Source organism: Gilliamella sp. Imp1-1 (genome assembly GCF_001690415.1).
GTDB classification, from domain to species: Bacteria; Pseudomonadota; Gammaproteobacteria; order Enterobacterales; family Orbaceae; genus Gilliamella; species Gilliamella bombi.
The window spans coordinates 1-21,722 of the sequence record NZ_LZHK01000003.1 but is presented as its reverse complement, the minus strand read 5'-3'; the positions used below and the strand labels follow the sequence as shown (position 1 = coordinate 21,722).

The 21,722-nt window shown below is 36.2% G+C and carries 16 protein-coding genes; 5 read left to right on the top strand and 11 right to left on the bottom strand.

Translation table 11 applies throughout. The features are described 5' to 3' along the window. Positions 1-5: 5 nt before the first annotated feature. Entirely contained in the window at positions 6-2,093 is a 2,088-nt protein-coding gene (gene flhA / locus A9G38_RS00235) for a flagellar biosynthesis protein FlhA (RefSeq protein ID WP_051634094.1), read from the top strand. A 254-nt stretch (positions 2,094-2,347) separates the two neighbouring features. Here the strand turns inward: flhA and cas3f are convergent, their stop codons facing one another. From cas3f to carA, 4 genes are all read right to left on the bottom strand, one after another. Then, complete coding sequence (gene cas3f, locus A9G38_RS00230; protein WP_034909426.1) at positions 2,348-5,659, bottom strand: type I-F CRISPR-associated helicase Cas3f; 3,312 nt, start codon at positions 5,657-5,659, stop codon at positions 2,348-2,350. Next, positions 5,656-6,609, bottom strand: a complete 954-nt coding sequence (gene cas1f / locus A9G38_RS00225) for a type I-F CRISPR-associated endonuclease Cas1f (RefSeq protein ID WP_034909422.1) — start codon at positions 6,607-6,609, stop codon at positions 5,656-5,658. The genes cas3f and cas1f overlap by 4 nt, the downstream gene beginning before the upstream one ends. A 165-nt stretch (positions 6,610-6,774) precedes the next feature. Further along, a complete protein-coding gene (carB, locus tag A9G38_RS00220; protein WP_034909417.1) occupies positions 6,775-9,990 on the bottom strand; it encodes a carbamoyl-phosphate synthase large subunit in 3,216 nt (1,071 codons plus the stop codon). A 2-nt stretch (positions 9,991-9,992) separates the two neighbouring features. Then, on the bottom strand, positions 9,993-11,153 hold the full coding sequence (carA, locus tag A9G38_RS00215; RefSeq protein ID WP_034909414.1) for a glutamine-hydrolyzing carbamoyl-phosphate synthase small subunit: 1,161 nt from the start codon (positions 11,151-11,153) through the stop codon (positions 9,993-9,995). Positions 11,154-11,423: 270 nt separating this feature from the next. Between carA and argF the strand changes: the two genes are divergently transcribed. Together argF and A9G38_RS00205 are read left to right on the top strand one after the other, a co-directional pair. Continuing rightward, the gene (gene argF, locus A9G38_RS00210) at positions 11,424-12,434 is read left to right on the top strand and encodes an ornithine carbamoyltransferase (RefSeq protein WP_034909411.1); all 1,011 of its coding nucleotides are present in this window, start codon (positions 11,424-11,426) and stop codon (positions 12,432-12,434) included. A gap of 99 nt (positions 12,435-12,533) precedes the next feature. Further along, the gene (locus A9G38_RS00205) at positions 12,534-13,031 is read left to right on the top strand and encodes a phosphatidylglycerophosphatase A family protein (RefSeq protein WP_034909408.1); all 498 of its coding nucleotides are present in this window, start codon (positions 12,534-12,536) and stop codon (positions 13,029-13,031) included. Positions 13,032-13,086: 55 nt separating this feature from the next. Here the strand turns inward: A9G38_RS00205 and nadK are convergent, their stop codons facing one another. Continuing rightward, positions 13,087-13,965, bottom strand: coding sequence for an NAD(+) kinase (gene nadK / locus A9G38_RS00200; RefSeq protein ID WP_034909405.1), 879 nt, complete (start codon positions 13,963-13,965; stop codon positions 13,087-13,089). A gap of 158 nt (positions 13,966-14,123) precedes the next feature. On the opposite strand from nadK, the gene grpE reads away from it, so the two are divergent. Beyond that, positions 14,124-14,708: a nucleotide exchange factor GrpE gene (grpE, locus tag A9G38_RS00195; protein WP_034909401.1), complete on the top strand. Its 585-nt coding sequence runs from the start codon at positions 14,124-14,126 to the stop codon at positions 14,706-14,708. A gap of 44 nt (positions 14,709-14,752) precedes the next feature. On the opposite strand, the gene def is transcribed toward grpE, so the two are convergent. Further along, the gene (gene def, locus A9G38_RS00190) at positions 14,753-15,265 is read right to left on the bottom strand and encodes a peptide deformylase (RefSeq protein WP_034909396.1); all 513 of its coding nucleotides are present in this window, start codon (positions 15,263-15,265) and stop codon (positions 14,753-14,755) included. Positions 15,266-15,424: 159 nt separating this feature from the next. Here def and dprA point away from each other — a divergent pair, with 159 nt between their 5' ends. Then, positions 15,425-16,528, top strand: a complete 1,104-nt coding sequence (dprA, locus tag A9G38_RS00185) for a DNA-processing protein DprA (RefSeq protein WP_051634093.1) — start codon at positions 15,425-15,427, stop codon at positions 16,526-16,528. Positions 16,529-16,617: 89 nt separating this feature from the next. Here the strand turns inward: dprA and rraA are convergent, their stop codons facing one another. From rraA to A9G38_RS00160, 5 genes are all read right to left on the bottom strand, one after another. After that, positions 16,618-17,109 carry a ribonuclease E activity regulator RraA gene (rraA, locus tag A9G38_RS00180; RefSeq protein ID WP_034909391.1) on the bottom strand — a complete coding sequence of 164 codons (492 nt, stop codon included), beginning with the start codon at positions 17,107-17,109 and terminating at the stop codon, positions 16,618-16,620. An 89-nt stretch (positions 17,110-17,198) separates the two neighbouring features. Next, a complete protein-coding gene (locus tag A9G38_RS00175) occupies positions 17,199-18,101 on the bottom strand; it encodes a 1,4-dihydroxy-2-naphthoate polyprenyltransferase (protein WP_034909388.1) in 903 nt (300 codons plus the stop codon). Between the two features lie 141 nt (positions 18,102-18,242). Beyond that, on the bottom strand, positions 18,243-19,403 hold the full coding sequence (locus tag A9G38_RS00170) for an ABC transporter permease (protein WP_034909608.1): 1,161 nt from the start codon (positions 19,401-19,403) through the stop codon (positions 18,243-18,245). A gap of 17 nt (positions 19,404-19,420) precedes the next feature. Further along, positions 19,421-20,542, bottom strand: a complete 1,122-nt coding sequence (locus tag A9G38_RS00165; protein WP_202961505.1) for an ABC transporter permease — start codon at positions 20,540-20,542, stop codon at positions 19,421-19,423. Continuing rightward, a complete protein-coding gene (locus A9G38_RS00160) occupies positions 20,542-21,513 on the bottom strand; it encodes an HlyD family secretion protein (RefSeq protein WP_034909382.1) in 972 nt (323 codons plus the stop codon). The genes A9G38_RS00165 and A9G38_RS00160 overlap by 1 nt, the downstream gene beginning before the upstream one ends. Positions 21,514-21,722: the final 209 nt, after the last annotated feature.

The following is a 21,722-nucleotide window of genomic DNA, read 5'->3' as shown; positions in this document are numbered from 1 at the left end:
GTCTTATGATTAAATCTAAACTACTTAATTTATTATCAACCAATACATTAAAAAATGGGCATTATCAAGTCTTAGCTGGACCATTGCTAATTTTATTGATTCTTTCGATGATGGTATTACCACTACCTGCATTTATTTTGGATCTGTTTTTTACTTTTAATATTACATTATCAATTATCATCTTGATAGTAGCATTGTTTACTAAAAGAGTGCTTGATTTTGCAGCATTCCCGACCGTTTTATTATTTGCAACTTTATTAAGATTATCGTTAAACGTTGCTTCTACGCGGGTCGTTTTATTAAAAGGTCACACCGGTAGTGCTGCTGCTGGGCGGGTTATTGAGGCTTTTGGACACTTTTTGGTTGGTGGTAATTTTGCTATTGGTATTGTGGTATTTATTATTTTAGTCATTATCAACTTTATGGTCATCACCAAAGGAGCAGGTAGAATAGCTGAAGTGGGTGCACGCTTTGCGTTAGATGGTATGCCTGGAAAACAAATGGCTATTGATGCCGATCTGAATGCGGGTTTAATTGGTGAAGATGAAGCTAAAGCCCGTCGAGCCGAAGTTTCTCAAGAAGCCGATTTTTATGGGTCAATGGATGGTGCCAGTAAATTTGTACGCGGTGATGCGATTGCGGGATTATTAATAATGGGCATAACCATTATTGGGGGGTTATTAGTTGGAGTTGTTCAACACGGTATGGCTTTTTCTGATGCTAGCGAAACCTATGTTTTACTAACTATTGGCGATGGTTTGGTAGCACAAATACCATCACTTATTATTTCAACCGCAGCAGGCGTTATTGTTACTCGAGTCACATCACAAGATAACATCAGTGATCAAATGATTACACAGCTTTTTAATAATCCACAAGTATTGATTTTAACAGCTGTCGTCATTGGTTTACTTGGACTAATTCCGGGTATGCCAAATTTAGTTTTTCTACTCTTTACTGTTATTTTATTAATCATATCTTGGTGGCTAACTAAACAGAAAAAGACTGAACAAAAAGTAGCACCCAAACAAGCTAATGTACAAGCAACCACGCCAGCTAATATAGAAGCAACATGGTCAGATGTTAATATTGAAGATATATTGGCAATGGAAGTTGGTTATGGATTAATTCCCATGGTAGATCAAACTCAAAATGGTGAGTTGTTAGGGCGAATTCGTAGTTTACGCAAAAAATTTGCTCAAACACTGGGTTTTTTACCACCTCAAGTTCATATAAGAGACAATCTTTCATTAGCACCTTATCAATATAAGATATTTATAAAAGGTGGTGAAATTGGCAAAGGTGAAATTGTTAATAATAAATGGTTAGCGATCAATCCTGGTAATGTAACTGAAACCATTGAAGGCATTCCAACAACCGAACCTGCCTTTGGATTACCAGCGATATGGATAGATGAAAGTAATAAAGAAAATGCACAAATATTGGGGTATACCGTTGTTGATACAAGCACCATGATTGCTACTCATTTTAATCATTTATTACAGCAATTTGCTAGCGACTTATTAGGACGTTTAGAAACTCAAGAACTACTCGACAGAATAAAACAAGATATGCCGAAATTAGTGGAGGACTTTATTCCTGGTGTTGTTACACTAACCACATTTCATAAAATATTGCAAAACTTGATCGCTGAAAAAGTGTCAATCCGTGATATGCGTACCATTATTGAAACCATCTGTGAGTACGCACCAACCCAAAATGATGCTTATCAGCTACTAAGTATGGTAAGAATTGCTTTAGGAAGAGTCATCACACAACAATGGTTTCCTGGATCTGAGCCAATCAATGTAATAGGATTAAATATCAATTTAGAACGTTTGTTATTACAAGCACTCCAAAATACCAGCAATGTTGAACCAGGGCTAGCCGAACACATTGTCGAGCAAATTAAACAAGCCATTCATCAACAAGAAGCTATCGGTGCACCACCAGTGTTATTAGTGAACCATGCATTAAGACCTATGCTTTCACAATTTCTAAGGCCTAACTTTCCTCAATTAGTGGTATTGTCAAATTTAGAAATCACCGATAATCGAGAGATAAAAATGAGCACGCAAATTGGCGCAGAATAGTTACTTTATAATACTAATAATGAAGTGTTTCAGTTAATAAAAACTAGAAACACTCTTTTCTAAACTGCCTATACGGCATTGAAGTCACTTTTGAACCGTTATTAACAGCCAATTTTTTTCTAAACTGCTTACACAGCAGTGTCATCAAGTATAAAAGAATTAAATCTTTTTTACTAGCAACCATTATTCACCTGACGATATTTTGTCAAAAAGTTTCAGGTAACTATGTGTTTCAGTATAAAAACAATATTCTTTTATCCTTTCTTTTCATAAAATCCTAAATAAGGATGAAAATACCAACTGCTATTACGATATAAGCTTACGCTACAAAATTTATTCGCTAATCGATATGGCGTTTTATTTGGGAAATATTCGGTTATTTTTGCTATGGCTTGCTCGACACTATTAACCAACCAAGGTTGAATGTTAGGATTAGCAAATGACCATTTTTTATATTCAATTATACTATTTTGTGTATCTTCGCAGCGCTCATCTGGTGTTTGCCATGCGATATCTGCATAGCAGAATTGATAATCGCCATCGTCGTCGAGTTGGCAAATATATTCATCTTGTGTCTTATCATTTCCTCTAAATGGCGAAATCGCCTGTAAATGCACACAATGGTGATGAGCTAAGCCTTGTTGCCAATAGCTGGTCACATAATTACTTTTACGGGCATTAATTGCAAAAAGATCTGCCATGACCTTATGTTCTAATTCAGCTAGCGTTAGCCCATCTTCAGGGCAGGACTTAATACGTGGAACCGCATCAATATTTACTAACTGATGAGCTGGAATTAGTTCATTGGTTTTATGGGTTTTCAGCAAAAATAATGGTTTTTCTTCAAACCCCGGTTTAGTAAAACAGGCTTTATCCGTACAATACTTAGATTCAATTGCTTTTAAATTCGAGCCTAATATGGCCACATTGGCCTTTTGTGCCATTTTTTGTGGTCGATGTCGCCAGACTCGCCCCACCAACTGGATAATTGACCGCATGGATGATGGTTCGACAACCGCCCAATCATAATCGTGATCACGCCCGACTTCGGTGACTGGTGTGCCAATCACAATAAAGATATGATTTTCTTTCTTGCTACCTTTTATAGATTGGAGAATTTCGGGTTGGCTAAATAGAGCCTGTTCATCACTGCGATTTAAAATTCTATCAAGTTTTTCTTCTAACTGGCTACGCAATAATAGCAGTTGTCGAGCATGATAAACCACGATATGAAAAGCAGTATCACTAGGTAACTTCTTTTGTTCGTAAATTTGTTCGGTAAGTGAAATAACATCTTCTGTATGGGCAAAACGCATTAAACCGATACTTACCTTTTTTTGTGATGTTTTATCAATTTGATGATGATCTTGGTGAAATTGATAAGCTTGATCCAATAATTGTTTAGCTAGCACACCATAATTGATTTTTTGGTTTTCTGTTTTATTTTCTTGGTAATTTAGTAGATCTAAAATATGCCCTTGACGGCGGATTGCGCTTTGTGCTAATTGATGAATGCGCATTGCTACAAATTGTTGATGGTGATCTCGAAACGTTTTAGTATCAGCAATTTGTGATATCGACTGTTCATATTCATCAAACCAACCACATACAATGGTATTATCGGCATATTGGTTATTTTGATTCCAAATTTTTCGTCCTGCTTGGTAAGCATCAAATAATCCGGCAATTAAATCTGGCGTTAAGGTCGCCGATGACAGCAGTACTTTGCTCCCAAACAATCCAGCTAAATGCACTAAACGCGCTAGCGCTGGCAAGTCGTGTTGATCAAAATCATCCGGCTCATCTAAAATCAGATCTGAGGTTAACAATCTTAACGTGGGTGCAATATATTTACCGCCTCGGGTACATTCGCTAGCTTGAATAATATGGTCAATAGTGCATGTCACAATGGGCGCATAAAGTAATTGCCGTGCTTTACTGTCTTCGATAATTGTCCCTAATTCACAATCCGCAATACCACTTTCTGCTACATCAAGATATTCATCAAGTAACGATTCGATAGATTCACTACCTTGGTTTTCTGAATCGTTTTGTTCAATGTTTTCATTACTCAGTTCAAACAAGGTTTTTGTGGCTCGCCCACCCACTAAAATCGCCAGATGTTCATCACTTAAGTGTAATCTTTCTCTTAATGCTTTACCTGTTTGCAACGTTAAAACACGTAATCCCAATGCAATGGTAAAACGCACGCCCCGTTTTGGATTTGAAAGCGCATACATAATCCGCCCATTGGCTAAGGTTTTACCACAGCCAGTCGATGCCATGTTAACACCAAAAAAGCCACATTCATCGGAGAAATTTTGATAACTTTTTGCTAAATCAAAAGCATGATTTTGCCATTGAAATCGTTTTATAGTTGTTCGTTTGGTAAAAGGTTTATGTTGATTGATTGCAGGTAATTCCGTGGTTATTTTAGGTAATAAACGAGCAAAACGGGCTGAAAAATTAGCAACACCGACCAAATGATCATCCAAACACTGTTTGGCTTCTTTTTGGTAATTTGTGTTGGCAATCAGTATTGCCCTATTTTTTTTTGCCTCGTCATTTGATAAAGATAAACTTGAGTAGTTATGATCAGCCACCATTAAGCTTAAACGTGAAATATGCAATAAAAACGCGTCAATATTAGACAATTGCATTAAGGGAACATGATTTAGGGCTTTGGTTGCATAACGGCTTAGTTTTTTCAGCCAAAGCTGGCTTAAGGTAATATCGCTCTTAAGCTGCCAAAAATCATCGGGTGAAGTATGTTGACTATGACTATTTTTAACCCATTTATCAATTGCCTTAAATGTTTTATAAAAACTTCGGATAGTTAAACCAGATATATCAAAATCTATTTTCTGTAAATTTTTAATATCACCCGTTAATGAATCCGGTAAAAACGGCATTCGATGATGCGACACAATGAGCCACGCAATCCATTGTGCCAATAAAGGTAGTTGAGTAAGATCATTTTTTTCGACTTGGGTGAGCTGTTTGTACCAATTAGGATTCTGTTGTCGATATTCAGTAAAATTCGCTAATCGATCAAATAAGGCTTCGTTCGTGGTGCAGTCTTGAATCATTAATAAAAATAATTGTAACGAAATCCATTCATGTCGGTAAGGATCAGCCGCCACAGCCGTTTCTGCTCGTAATTTAGATTGAAAACCAATCGTTGCTTTACCTAAATCATGAAGTAGTGCCGCTATGGTTGTAATTAATTGAATGGTGGTTGCATATTGCCAACAATTTTCGCTGTCACTGCGTAAAATATTACGTTTAGTACGATTAGTTGGGACTCGTCCCTCTTGATTAAACTGACTGCGATCGCCCACAATCCACAAAAGATCAGTTAAATTTTTACCATGTGTCCAATAACATGCAACAGCAGTATTTTTTCGTGCAGTTTTGCGTAATAATTTATAGAGCGTTTGTAACCCTGCTTCGGTCATTGGGCTTTGCCATGTTCGTTCACCGCAGCGCTCAGCGAACTGATCGATAATCCGCCTTGTTTCGGTTAAGGCATTTTTTTTGCATTGACTAACAAGTAAAATATTCATATTTGATCTGCTATCTGTTTTAAAGTATCAATAATCCTATCAAGTGCACCTGATTGAGCAAATTGCGCAATACATGCCATACGAAATTCTTTTTCACTATCGCCTTGTTTGGCTGATAAAAAGGCCTGAGGTAATACAATGCCATCTTTAATAATATCTGCCGCATCAAAAACTAATCCACCCCGGCGAGTTTTTCCGTGTAAAATAGCAAGTCCATGAGGGAGACCTAACACCCAACAAGCCGTTGCGCCAAGTCCATAGGCTAAATAGTTACCATGATCTAAAAATTGATTAGCGGGATCATGACTCTTACCTCGTGTGCCTTGTTCCCGTTTAAATTTGTCATCTTGTAAGGTTAATTGATTTGCCATGCTATAAAGACGTTTGCTAATTCGCCCTTCTGCGGCTAAAAGTGCTTGGCTATTATCAACATCGGTAAATTGTTCTGTTGCATCAGTAAGAATATGCGCCAACTGCGTTTTATCAATATCCCAATCAAATTGCGGCCAACACTCACTAATAATATTAAGCCGTGTTTGTTGCAATAATTTAGCTGCTTGTAATCGACGTTCATCATCAAACCAAAATTGACACCAGCTTTGTAGGTATTCCGTCGGGCGATATTCACTTTGTGGCGAAAAAAATTGACAAGCGAATTCAGATTCGGTTGATGAAAATAGAGGCGTTCCGCCTCCACCACAAAAGCCAATCATGACACCTGCCCGTGAAAGCTCTCGCACTGCCGCTTGCGTTAATGATGTTCCCGTGCCTAATAAAATACAGGTAGTATTAGCTATTGGGATATTCCAATATAACGATTGTTGACCTTGCTCAGTGACATATTCGACTCGCCCGCCATTAACAAAAACACGACAATGCTCTAAATAATAAATATTGGCACGCTTGGAATGCATGATCGTTTTTAGATCAGAAGAATGAATCATATCCATGATAATAACTAATTAAATTGATTGAAATATAGCAAATAAATTAACATTATTCTGTATCAAAAACGAGCATTTTATTGTTTATTAAGAACAATTGCATGATTTCTAAGTTATTATATTGTGGATGGAATTTTTAAAGACGAGTGATACTCGTCTTTATCTTTGTGATTAGCAATAAAGTTGCTGTAATGGCGTTACAGTTTTTGCCGGATCGTAATCTAGCGTTGCAGTTGTAGCATAAGCAGCATTCATCGTGGTATCGTAATGTACCTTATATTGAATGGCACTTCGACGTAATACTTTTGAGGCTTCAATAGCTGCTCGTCCAGAAGTGGTATTAAGAATATAGCTATATTCGCCATTTTTTATATGGTCATGGATATTTGGTCGCCCTTCGTTTTCTTTTTTTACGACTTGGCATGGTATATTTGCTTGTTGTAATACCTTTGCCGTGCCAATAGTTGCATCAATACTAAACCCATGAGTAATTAACCGTTTAGCTACCTCTAACAGCCTTGTTTTATCCTGATCGCGAACCGATAATAATGCTTTCCCTGATTTTTTCATATTAGATAAACTACCTAGCTGGGCTTTAGCAAAGGCTTCAGCAAAGGTTTTACCAATTCCCATTACTTCACCAGTTGAGCGCATTTCAGGACCTAATATTGGGTCGACACCACTGAATTTATTAAACGGTAATACCACTTCTTTTACCGAATAATAAGGAGGAATCACCTCTTTAGTCACATTTTGCTTGGCAAGTGATTGCCCCGTCATCACGCGAGCCGCTATTTTCGCCAGTGGTAAACCCGTTGCTTTTGAGACAAAAGGTACTGTACGAGCTGCACGAGGATTGATTTCGATCAAATAAATTTGATTATCTTTCACCGCAAATTGCCCATTCATTAAACCTTTTACATTGAGTTCAAGTGCTAATTGTTTGGCTTGTTGTCGTAGTTTGTCTAAAATATCTGCAGTTAATGTGTGTGTTGGTAGTGAGCAAGCGGAATCACCAGAGTGAATGCCTGCTTGTTCAATATGTTCCATAATGCCACCAATCAGGATTTGCTCACCATCAGCAATTACATCAATATCAACTTCAATTGCATCATCTAAAAAGTGATCAAGTAAGACTGGTGCATTATTTGATTCGCTTACCGCTGTTTTAAAATAACGCCTTAAATCTTGTTCATTATAGACAATTTCCATTGCTCGACCTCCTAATACATAAGAAGGTCTAACCACTAATGGATAACCTATTTTTTCTGCTTCAATGACAGCCTCGTTAATATCGGTCACTGTGGCGTTGACAGGTTGTTTTAATTTCAGTTTATCGACGACTTCTTGAAAGCGTTTACGATCTTCGGCTTTATCTATAGCATCAGGTGAGGTACCAATAATTGGTAGCCCTGCTGCTTCAAGCGCACGAGCAAGTTTTAACGGTGTTTGCCCACCGTATTGCACAATAACACCATCTGGTTTTTCAACATGTGCAATTTCAAGCACATCTTCAAGCGTAACTGGCTCAAAATAGAGGCGGTCAGAAGTATCGTAATCGGTTGAAACCGTTTCGGGATTACAGTTAACCATAATGGTCTCATAACCATCCTCATGCAGTGCCAATGCCGCATGTACACAGCAATAATCAAACTCAATACCTTGTCCAATCCGATTAGGACCACCACCAAGGATCATAATTTTTTTACGGCTAAATTGAGGATTAGCTTCACACTCTTGCTCATAGGTTGAATAAAGATAAGCGGTATCTGTTGCAAATTCAGCCGCACAGGTATCAACACGTTTATAAACAGGGTGAATTTGATATTGATGGCGTAAATCGCGAACAGCTTGTTCTGTGGTATTAAGCAGTTTGGCGATGCGTAAATCTGAAAAACCTTTACGTTTTAATTGCCATAATGTTTCTTGATCAAGTTGCGCAAGTAATTGTTCCTTTAGCTTGTTTTCAAGGTTAACCAACTCTTCAATTTGTACTAAAAACCAACGATCAATATTGGTAAGTAAAAAGATATCTTCTAAGCTCAATCCTGCCCTAAAAGCATCAGCAATATACCAAATCCGATCAGCGCCCGCTTCTTGGAGCTCATAACGAATTTTGGTGATATTTTTTTCATCAGTATAATTATCAATTTTAGGATCAAATCCTGAAGCGCCAACTTCAAGCCCTCGCAACGCTTTTTGTATTGATTCTTGGAAGGTACGCCCAATGGCCATCACTTCACCAACTGATTTCATTTGTGTGGTTAATCGATCGTTACAACCAGCAAATTTTTCAAAATTAAAGCGTGGAATTTTGGTAACAACATAATCAATTGACGGTTCAAATGAAGCGGGGGTTTTTCCGCCTGTTATATCATTAGATAATTCATCAAGCGTATAACCGACAGCCAGTTTGGCGGCGATTTTCGCGATAGGAAAGCCCGTTGCTTTCGAAGCTAAGGCAGATGATCGTGACACCCGTGGATTCATCTCAATAACAATTAATCGCCCTGTCTTTGGATCAACCGAAAATTGTACATTGGAGCCACCAGTTTCAACACCAATTTCACGCAGTACCGCGATCGAAGCGTTACGCATGATTTGGTATTCTTTATCCGTCAAAGTTTGTGCCGGAGCCACCGTAATTGAATCACCTGTATGAATACCCATTGGGTCGAAGTTTTCAATTGAACAAACAATAATGCAGTTATCATTTTTGTCTCGAACTACTTCCATTTCATATTCTTTCCAACCTATTAATGATTCATCAATAAGTAGTTCATTGGTTGGCGAAAGATCAAGTCCTCGAGTACAAATTTCGTCAAACTCTTCGGTATTATAAGCAATGCCGCCACCGGTGCCCCCCATGGTAAATGATGGACGAATAATGCAAGGAAAACCAACTTGATCAAGAACGACGTAAGCTTCTTTAAGTGAATGAGCAATTCCTGAGCGAGCGGTATCAAGACCAATTTTTTTCATCGCCTCATCAAAGCGTTTCCGATCTTCGGCTTTATCGATAGCATCTGCTGTTGCACCTATCATTTCAACATTAAATTCTTTCAATACACCTTGTTTTTCAAGCTCTAATGCACAGTTTAACGCTGTTTGACCGCCCATGGTTGGTAAAATGGCGTCTGGCCTTTCTTGTTCAATAATCTTACGAACGCTTGTCCAATGAATGGGTTCAATATAAGTGGCATCGGCCATTTCAGGATCTGTCATGATAGTGGCTGGATTAGAGTTAACTAAAATAACACGATAACCTTCTTCACGCAGCGCTTTACAGGCTTGAGCACCAGAATAATCAAATTCACATGCTTGACCAATAACAATTGGGCCAGCACCAATAATTAGTATACTTTTTATATCTGTTCGCTTAGCCATGATTATTGCTCCTGCTTATAAATTTTAATTAACTCAATAAAGTGGTCAAAAAGCGATGCTGCATCATGAGGCCCAGGACTGGCTTCGGGATGACCTTGAAAACTAAAAGCCGGTTTTTGATTGTGATGAATGCCTTGTAATGAACCATCGAACAGTGATTTATGCGTCGCTCGTAAATGAGCTGGTAAGCTTGCTTCATCTACAGCGAAGCCGTGATTTTGTGCAGTGATCATTACCTTATTATTTTCTAGATCTTTAACAGGATGATTACCACCATGATGACCAAACTTCATTTTGATAGTTCTAGCACCACAAGCAAGCGCAAGAAGTTGATGGCCTAAACAAATGCCAAAAATAGGAATATCTGTGTTTAAAAACTGCTTAATGGCATCAATCGCATAACTGCAAGGTGCAGGATCTCCTGGGCCATTAGATAAAAAGATCCCATCGGGCTTTAAAGCAAGGACTTGTTTTGCTGTCGTTTTTGCTGGTACAACGGTTAATTTACAACCACGCTCAACTAACATTCGCAAAATATTACGTTTTACACCAAAGTCGTAAGCAACAACATGATATGGTAATTGGCTTTCTGGTTTTGGAGCAGGCTGTTGCTGTTGCCTTGTCCACATGCCCTGTGACCAAATATAACTTGTCAAACAAGTCACTTCTTTAGCTAAATCAAGCCCACTTAATCCTTTAAAATCGATTGCCTGCTGTTTAGCTATTTCGGCTTTTTCAAGTAAGGTCGTTTTGTCCGTTGCTGTTATGATGACGCCATGCTGTGCACCTTTTTCACGCAAAATACGGGTTAAGCGCCGCGTATCAATATCCGAAATGGCAATAACATTATGTTTTTTTAAATAGCTAGAAAGACAGAGTTCACTTCGATAGTTGCTAGCTAATAATGGCAAATCACGAATAATCAAACCTTTTGCATAAACTTGGTTCGATTCGGCATCGGTATCATTCGTTCCTACATTACCAATGTGCGGGTAGGTTAATGTAACCAATTGCTCACAGTAAGACGGATCGGTAAGAATTTCTTGGTAACCTGTCATTGAGGTGTTAAATACCACTTCCCCAACTGTTTGACCATCAGCACCAATTGATTTCCCAATAAATTGCGAACCATCTTGTAACATAAGGAGGGCATAAGTTTGCATGACTAAAAGATCCTTTGAATGAATTATCATGAATTTTGAATAAAAATTCAATTTTACCTAGCTACAAAGATACAATATTTGGTCATTTTATTACACTTTTTTGTACAAAAAAAGCAATATCATAAAAATTATTTTAATAATTAAGTCTAATTTTTGAGACTTATCTCAACATAAAGGTAAAATGTTAGGGTTATTATGATGTTTAACTTGAATTTGCATAATTATTCAAATAGAATCATTTACATCATTACGGTTATTAGGAGCTATATCATGCACGGTTTTTATCAGCGTCATTTTTTACGATTACTTGATTTTACCCCTACCGAAATCAATCAATTAATTAATCTTGCTATCGAATTAAAACAAGCCAAACAACAAGGGCAAGAACAACAACATTTGATTGGTAAAAATATTGCATTAATTTTTGAGAAAGACTCCACCCGTACACGTTGTGCTTTTGAGGTTGGTGCATTTGATCAAGGTGCAAATGTCACTTATTTAGGACCAAGTGGTAGTCAAATCGGTCATAAAGAATCAATTGCGGATACCGCACGCGTGCTGGGTCGAATGTATGACGGTATTGAGTATCGTGGTTATGGCCAAGAGATCGTTGAAACATTAGCCCAATATACTGGTGTACCAGTATGGAATGGCCTAACGACCGAAGCACATCCAACCCAAATTTTAGCCGATTTTATGACAATGAAAGAGCATATAGGCAATCGCCCATTAAGTAGCATTAAATTTGCCTATTTAGGCGATGCCCGTAATAACATGGGAAATTCGTTAATGGAAGGTGCGGCTTTAATGGGAATGGAAATTCGTTTAGTTGCACCAAAGGCCTGTCATCCCGAAGCCGAACTCGTACAAAAGTGCCAAGATATAGCAAAAAATACGGGGGCAAAAATTATCTTAACCGAAGATGTTGCCAAAGGAGTTAAAGACGTCGACTTTTTATATACTGATGTATGGGTATCAATGGGTGAGCCTAAGGAAGTTTGGGATGAGCGTGTTAAATTATTAACACCTTATCAAGTGAATAAAAATGTTATTAAACTTACCAATAATCCAAATGTCAAATTCATGCACTGTTTACCCGCTTTTCATGATATGAACACTACCGTCGGTAAACAGATGGCAGCTCAATATGGTTTAACCAATGGACTTGAAGTGACTAATGATGTGTTTGAATCTGAACATAGTATTGTTTTTGATGAAGCCGAAAACAGGCTACATACCATTAAAGCGGTAATGGTTGCAACATTAGCCAAAGATGAATAATATTGCCATAATCGATACTTAAATGCTTAGCTAAAAAATTAGGCACTTTCTTTTTGCCGGCTTAATGTCGGCAAATTTTATTTAAAAGAATATTAGATTATGACAAAACAAGAACGAAATAAAGATTTTAAAAAATTCATCAAGTTAACCAATCCCATTCATTTTTTAGCTGTAGGACTAGGTAGTGGTTTATCTCCAATTATGCCCGGAACAATGGGATCGTTAATGGCGATTCCACTTTGGCTATTATTTTATGGTTTACAACCAGCTTTATACTGGGTATTTATTTTAGTGACTTTTATTTTTGGTTGTTTTATTTGTCAAAAAACATCGGATGATACCCATACGCACGATTCAGGGCATATAGTATGGGATGAATTTGTTGGCATGTGGATCACCCTATTTTTTATTCCACAACTTTCTGTTATGTGGATTGCGATAGCCTTTGTAGCATTTAGGATTTTTGACATGGCAAAACCGTGGCCAATTCGTTGGTTTGATAAACGTATACCTGGCGGTTTTGGTATTATGGTGGATGATGTGATTGCAGCTATCTTTTCATCATTCACCGTTTATATCATGACATTGGTTATTTAAGATGTAATCTTATACTAAAATACATACTTTCCTGAAAGTTTTTTACAAAAATAGATTAAAACATCTTTTGCGACCATCCTAACTTAGTCGAAAGATTATTAAAATAATCATAACCTTTGGTATGAATTAAATTAAATTCATATAAAGATCGGCGAATAATCACATCTTGCGTTGGTTTGACTGGTAAAATAATTTGGCTATCACAGGCAATATTTAAATCAAGCGCAGTAGTTGGAAATTTAAGATGAATTGGATTATTGCCTTTGATAACCAAAGGTCTAACTGCTAACGAATGCGGAAACATTGGCGTAATAATTAATGCATCTAAATGAGGCGCTAAAATAGGGCCTCCAGCCGATAACGAGTAAGCGGTAGAGCCTGTTGGCGTTGCAATAATTAACCCATCAGCTCGCTGTGAAAACGCATTACGTTCATTAATGTAAACATCATAGTCAATCATATGCGCTACAGTGTTAGGAGTGACGACAATTTCGTTTACGGCGAAACTCGAATTAATCAAATTACCATTATCATAAATGGAAACTTCTAATAAAAAACGAGGATCATCCTCATATTCACCGGCAATAACAGGACTTAATTGTTCAATTACTTGTTCATGCGAGATATCCGTTAAGAAACCGAGATTACCTCGATTAACACCAATCACTTTGATTTTATAGTGTGACAAGTACCTAGCCGAACGTAGCATATTTCCATCACCCCCCACAACAATGGCTAGGTCAGCTTGTTCACCAATTGCTTCTAACGAAGCGTAATGGCTAACTGGAAATTGAATATGATCCGCTAAGCGATCTTCAACTAGCACATGAATACCAAGACTAACAAGCCAATCATAAAGCACTTGATGAGTTTCGATTGCCTCTAATTTACGAGGAAGCCCAATGAGACCAATGCATTTAAAAGGTGTATTCATAAAATATCCTTGTTATTCTTTTATATAAACAATATGTATTTTTTCGTCACAGGTCAAAAAATTACATATCAATTTACTGATAAGCTTGTAATCATAAAAATTGTCCCCATAATAACCGTAATTCACTAAGTTTTCGACTACATTATTTGGAGTACCTTATGACAGAGCAAGATAAAAATATGTCAGAAAATGAAACTAACATTGACACACCAGCTGAAGAAACAACAGAGCAAGAAGCTCCAGCGCAACCAAGTCTAGAAGAGCAATTAAACGCAAAAGATGCACGTATTGCAGAGCTAGAACAAGCATTACAGTTGGCTAAAAAAAATGAAAGCGAAGCCATGATTCGTGCGCGAGCTGAAATTGATAATGTTCGTAAACGTGTTGAACAAGATGTTGATAAAGCTCGTAAATTTGCACTAGAAAAATTCTCTAATGAATTATTACCCGTTATTGATAATTTAGAACGAGCTTTAGAATCTACAGATAAAACCAACCCTGAGCATAAAGCTACTGTTGAAGGGTTAGAGCTGACATTAAAATCATTCCTAGATACTGTCAAAAAATTTGGTATTGAAGTGATTAATACTGAAGATTCACAACTAAATCCTGATGTGCACCAAGCAATTAGTATGGTTGAATCACCAGAACATCAATCAGGTCAAATAGTAAATACCATCCAAAAAGGCTATACCTTAAATGGCCGGTTAATTCGTCCTGCGATGGTAATTGTTGCTAAATAGTTATCTTTAGATAGGTTAACCGCCAATCACTGTGGCGGTTAATTTTATTGATTCCGTTGCTCCTCACGAGCAAGTTTCTTCATTTTTTGTTCAATTCGTTGACGTTTTAATGGTGAAAGGTAATCAACAAAGAGTTTACCTTTTAAATGATCCATTTCGTGTTGGATACAAATAGCAAGTAACTCATCGGCATCAATTTCGTAAGGATTGCCATGGCGATCTAGTGCTTTAATTTTGATTTTTTCTGCTCTTGGCACAAATCCACGACAATCAGGAACCGATAAGCACCCTTCCTCAATACCCGTTTCACCTTCTTGGCTTATCACTTCAGGATTGATGATCACATAAACTTGGCTTTTATCTTCTGATACATCAATAACAATAATTTGTTTATGTACATCAACTTGGGTTGCTGCAAGCCCAATACCGTTTTCGTCGTACATGGTTTCGATCATGTTATCAATGATCGTTTGTAGCTCAGGGGTGAACTTGGTAACAGGCTTAGCAACTTTGCGAAGTCGCTCATCAGGAAAACGTAATACCGGTAAAATAGCCATAAATTCTTCGATCTACTCCTCAAATTTCGGGTTTATTCAAACTATTGCTCATTGTAAACATTTATCATACTGATGAATAGCCCTTGTTGGCTATTGGTAGTATTTATCTTATCAATTCAAGATATCTAAATCATTTAAAACGAGTGCGGAAAGATTATGATGAGTAAATATGAATTCTTATTAAGAATTTCAATGGTTGGATATGGAAAACAAAATATTTTTGAAAAAATTGGACAGTTTTTTGCTAACGGTTTACCAAGTAGCATACAAAATGTGCCTTGTTTGTTAAATAAACTAGGATTGTCGGATGTTCAAATAGTGCGTTTTTATGAAACATCATATCTTCATTTAGAGCCAATACTTCAATGGTTAGAATCACCCCACCCACAAAAACACCTTATTGCTTATTGTGATAACGATTATCCTTTATTACTTAAACAAATTTGTTCTCCGCCTTTATTGTTGTTTGTTTTAGGTAATCGACAGTTATTACATTCACCTCAATTAGCTATGGTTGGAAGTCGTGAATTTAGTGAATATGGAGCACAGTGGGGACGATATTTTGCTAGTGAATTAGCTATTAATGGTTTAACAATTACCAGCGGTTTAGCGCTTGGATTAGATGCTATTTGCCATCGTGGCGCACTTGAAGTATCGGGTCATACCATCGCAGTGTTAGGTAGCGGTTTAGCAAAAATTGCACCAAGATCAAATTTAAACTTAGCCAATGATATTTTGGAGCAAGGTGGGACTATTGTGTCCGAATTTTTTCCATTTGAAAAAGCCAGATCCGTCTATTTTCCTCGTCGGAACCGAATTATTAGCGGGTTAAGTTTAGGAACTTTCGTGGTTGAAGCTTCAGAAAAAAGCGGCTCGTTAATTACTGCGCGCTATGCACTTGAACAAAATCGAGATGTATTTGCCTTACCAGGTGATATTAACAATGAAAACTGTAGTGGAACTCACTATTTAATTAAACAAGGCGCTTATTTAGTTTCTAAACCAGTTGATATTTTAGAGCATTATTATAGTTATTTATCAGCAGTAAATAGCTCGTGTAATCAGTTTAAAGAAGAACAAAATAATTCTATTTTGTATCCTGAAATTTTTGCTGTGATTCATCATCAACCTATCCCTGTTGATATTATTGCTCAACAAGTAAATATGTCGATTTCAGAAGTGAGCGTCAAATTATTAGATATGGAACTAGAAGGTTTAATAAAGACGGTAACAGGCGGTTATATTCGTAATCGAGTGATTTAAAATTCAAGATTTTTTTGTTAAAAAGTTTCAGGTAAGTATACGTTTAAGTATAAAAACCACCGATAGGTACCGGTGGTTCACACTATTTTTTATTTATCTTCAATTTCAAGAGCAATTTCAGATAGGATGATACCTGTGTTATCAGCATAGACAAAATCACCTGAGAAGAAAGTCACTCCACCAAAATTAACACGAATATCAATTTCACCAATGCCTTGATCTTCAGCACCAACAGGAATAGCTGCTAGAGCTTGAATGCCAATATCGGCTTCAGCTAGATAATCAACTTGGCGAACAGCACCATAAACAATTATTCCTTCCCATTGATTTTGAACAGCAATATCTACTAGCTCTGCATCAATTAGCGCTCGACGAACAGAACCACCCCCATCAATAACAAGGATTTTTCCTGAGCCGTCTGATTGCAAAATTTCGTATAGTAAGCCGTTATCTTCAAAACATTTAACTGTTACAGCTTGACCTGAAAACGATGCTACACCACCAAAATTACTAAATATTGGTTCAACTACGTTAACATCTTCTGGGTAATAATCGCAAAGAATTGAAGTATCAAACTCCATTATCAAGTCTCCTTTTGCTGTGATATATAAGTTTATTTAGTATAACGCTAATACCAAGTAAAATGATATTAAAATTAAATAAACGTGAACTAACTCAAAATAATCCCCAAACAATAAAGTAAATTAGTCAATAAAGCAAGTTTGACCATCTGTAATAATAAAGGTACCCCTTCTTTGTGCGTATTAAATTGAAAAACCATATAAATATGTTTAATAAATAACGGTAATGTTAATATAAACAAACCGCTCCAGATTGTTTGTAATTTATTGTATGCAAATAAACTTAGCGAACAAAATGCTATGAGTAATAGTAATAAATGATAATATCGCCCCATACATTTACCAATCATTACCACTAAAGTACGCTTATTACTTTTTCGATCTAGTTCTATATCACGAAGGTTATTGATATTAAGCACAGCAACGGATAACAAACCACAGCCTAAAGAAGGTAAAATAATGGATAAAGAGAATACCTTAGTTTGCAAGTAGAAACTACCCATGACGCCAATCAAACCAAAAAAAGTAAGTACTGATAGATCGCCAAATCCAATATAGCCGTAAGGTTTTTTACCCATGGTATAAGTTATTGCGGCAACAATAGATAATAATCCTAATAATATAAAAATAAATAATTCATAAATATTATTACAAGCAAATATAAGCAAAATCAGCCCAAATAAAATACATAAAAAAATATTAATCCATAGCGCTATTTTTAGCTGCTTAAGTGTAATTAAGCCTAATTGTATACCTCGATTATGGGCAGTAAGATTGTTTTGATCGCTACCTTTAATTTCATCTCCGTAATCATTGGCTAGATTAGAAAGAATTTGTAACAATGATGCTGTAATTAATGAAAACAGTAGTATCCAAAAACTAAATTGATGTTGCCAATAAGCTAGTGCATTACCTACTAATATCGCAGAAAGAGAAAGAGGTATGGTTTTTAACCGTAAACTAATAATCCATGGGTAAAATTTATTGTACATTCAATAACGGTATTATTTTTAGTGAAAACTATAAATCATAATAACAGGAATACTGAATCAATTCACTGTGTTAGTAATAAAAAGCTCCTTCAGTAAAACTCAGATTATTTTCCGTATATGCACTTTACCCATATTTATCATTTAGCTACGCATTTTTAAATATCGAAACGTTTTCATTTTTCTAAATATACTTCTAACTTTTCCTTCTCGTAAGGCTGATATAAAAATACCTAACGAGCTATATATTACTCCTAGTAAAAGTATCATAAATATATTTAGCCAGTTATCTGATAAGCTTAACCCCATTTGATTCACTCCTGCAATCATATTGGTTGCCCAAGTTGAAGGTAGAGAATAAGAAACACATTGTACCCATAATGGCATTGCATCAATAGGCCAAATGGTTCCTGAAAGATAGAAAACAGGAGTGGTTAAAAATGCTAATGTAAGATATATCATCTCAGTACGGCGTAAACATTCTGTTAGTAATTTGCTCAAACCTAGCGCCCCAAGTAATAGTGGAAATGTCATGATTAATATTTCGGGAATGCTAGCCAATTGCCGATAACCAAGTATCCAAGGCCATAAACCAAATAATACAATAGATAAAAATAACCAGATAGGTAATAACCCACATAAACTGCCAAAGACAACAATTTTAGGCGGTTTGCCTTGGGGTAGCGAATTTAGGGTGATATTAGTACGAGTTGAAGCAATTAAAAAAGAGTGTTGTAACAACATGACTAACAAACCTGGAAAGGTAATGGCGGCAAAACTGATGCCTGCATTATAAAGTGGTTCAGTTTGGCCTTTTATAGGTGATAAAATAATATTGATCTGTTTATCTGAAAATCCGTTATTACGCATTATTTTAGTATTATATTCAGTCAATATCTGCTGATATATCCCTTTTATATCAACTTGAATTAAACCATTAGCTAAACGACTTGAAGCATCACCATATGCAGGTATTGTAACTTCTTCACCATTTATTAGGCGCTTTTCAAAATCTCTTGGAATTGTGATCACAGCAAAAAGTTTACGATTATTGATATCATCATAAGCCTGAAGAGAGCTTTCATAAATAATTGTATCAATTTTAGAACTTGTTTCTAATGAGCGAATTAAACCACGGCTTGTTGGAGTATGATCTTGATCAACAATTGCTATCGGTAAATTAGTGATAGTTCCATTAATATAAACAAGGCTCATTAATGATACTGACAATAGTAGCAATAACCACATTGGTCGTCCTAACAGATAAAAGAATATTCTTATAAATGAATACCAAAATATTTTAATCATCTAAATTTATCCTCTTACTGTGAATGTAAACGCCTTACTAGACGCTTTCTAACTAACACGGTAATAATAATTGGATAGATCATTAAAATTCCGCATGTTTTTAACACCGACAAATAACTAGAATGACGCAAAAACAGATCGAACAGTTTATTTAGTGCATAAGTTAATGGTTCAAGCGAAGAGATAAATCTAGCAATCCATGGCATGGATAGTTCAGGTACAACAACACCAGAATAAGTTAATGCAAGTCCAACTAAAATACCTATATAAGTATAGGCATCAATAGGAGTTTTAGTAAAAGTGTATAGCAAAATACCAATGCTTTGTGCAGCAATAACATAGAAAAATACCACTATCATCATGGCAAAAGGAGAACCTGATACACGCGCATTAGAAAACAAAACGAGCATAGCAATTTCAAAAATAAGCAGCATAGTAAACCAAATTGTATAAGGTGCTAATTTTCCTAAAACAAAAGGGTAGCTAGGACGAGTTCGCTTTGGCAACTGTGCTAAAATGTGAATTGTTGTGGTTACAACAAATAGCTGCAATAAATGCACTACTGCGGAAAATTGTTGGAAGTACATTGAGTTACCACTAGCATTAAATAAACCATCATAATTAAAGTTAACTTTTGCCAATGAGGGAACTGGCATGCCAATGCTAGTAGCCATGGTGGTTCGATATTGGGTATTGATTGTTGCTATCAACCCAGAATAATCCATGATCGAATATAATCCAGCACTATAATATAACGCATTATAGTAAAGCATTGGTGTAGGTTGGCGACCTGATAATACATCCGCTTCAAAATTAGGTGGAATATAAAGTAGCGCATAAATTTTTGCTTTTTGCAGATCACGCTCAGCATCAAAAAGTTGGCTATCATAATTGATAAGATCTGCATGTGCAGCAGCATTAAGATTACGCACAAGTTCGCGTGATAAGATACTCTTATCTTGATCAATATATCCTACTGGTAAATCATATAATACACCTCGATAAAAAATACTACTAATTAACACAAAAATAATTAGTGGCATAATCCACATTAACCAGTGAAAGGTAAACCGCCTAAAAATTTGTGGTATTTCGGCGTTAAACGCCTCTTTAAAACGATGCCAGAAATCTAACATTATTTGTCTAGCTTCCATAATGTGCTCATACCTGCACGTAAACCTTCAACTGGTACAATAGGATAGAGTCTGACTTCAAAGGTTTTCAAATCAAAATCTCCTGTTGCTCTTGTTGCTCGCTTAGTTGCATAATCGCCCATTGGTGCTATATAACGAATTTCAGCTTCAATCTCTTTGTGATTGAGTGCAGGTACTTCAAGTATAATATGATCGCCTTTGCGAATATTAGACATGATATCTTCACGCAAGTTAAATACAAAATAAGCTTGAGGTAGTTGAATCACTGTTAACAATGGGCTGTTAGCATTAAACAATTCGCCGACTTCAGCAGGAATAGAACCTATTTCGCCCGTTACTTGCGCTTTAACTTGTAAATCATCATATTGTATTTGTAACTGTTTAAGTTGCTCTTCGGCTTCTTCCAATTTAGCTACATAAATTTCACGTTGTTCAATGCGATCTCCATTTTTAGCCTGATCTAAATTAGCTTGTGCTGATTGAACTTGTTGAAAAGCTGAGTCACGTGTTTTTAAAGCATTATCTAAGATAGATTGAGAAACATAGCCTTTAGCCGAAATCGCTTTGTTACGCTCATATTCTTTGGAAGCATTATCATATGCTACTTTTGCTTGCTTAAGAATTGCTTCATAATAACGAATGCTTTCTTCACGAGTTCCATGCTCCGAAAGTGCTAATTGAGCTTTTGCTTGGTCTCGTGCAGCTTCAGCAGCTTTAACTTGAGCTAAAAGTTCAGGGCTATCGAGAGTAATAAGAATATCATTAGGTTTAACATCATCACCTCGATGAAAATGAATAAATTTCACTCTACCTTTGGCTTTAGACGAAACGTTAACATTCGGTGCATCAACTTCACCTTGTAGGATAAACTGACTATTGTGTGAGCGAATTAAAATCGTCATTGATATTAAAATAACGATTAACGCAATAATAGTAAAAACTTTTTTGTTCATAAAATTCTGTATAGAGTGGTATTAAAAAGAGATAAGAAATAGAGAATTAAAATTATTATATGCTTTGTAAAATAAAACATATGTAAAATTTACTCTCGCCCATTATACGAAAATTGCTTTATTTACACAAAATTTATAAATTTAATTTAAAAATGAATTAATATCAATACTAAGTTAGTATAGTGGTAACTGATTTTTTATATCTACTT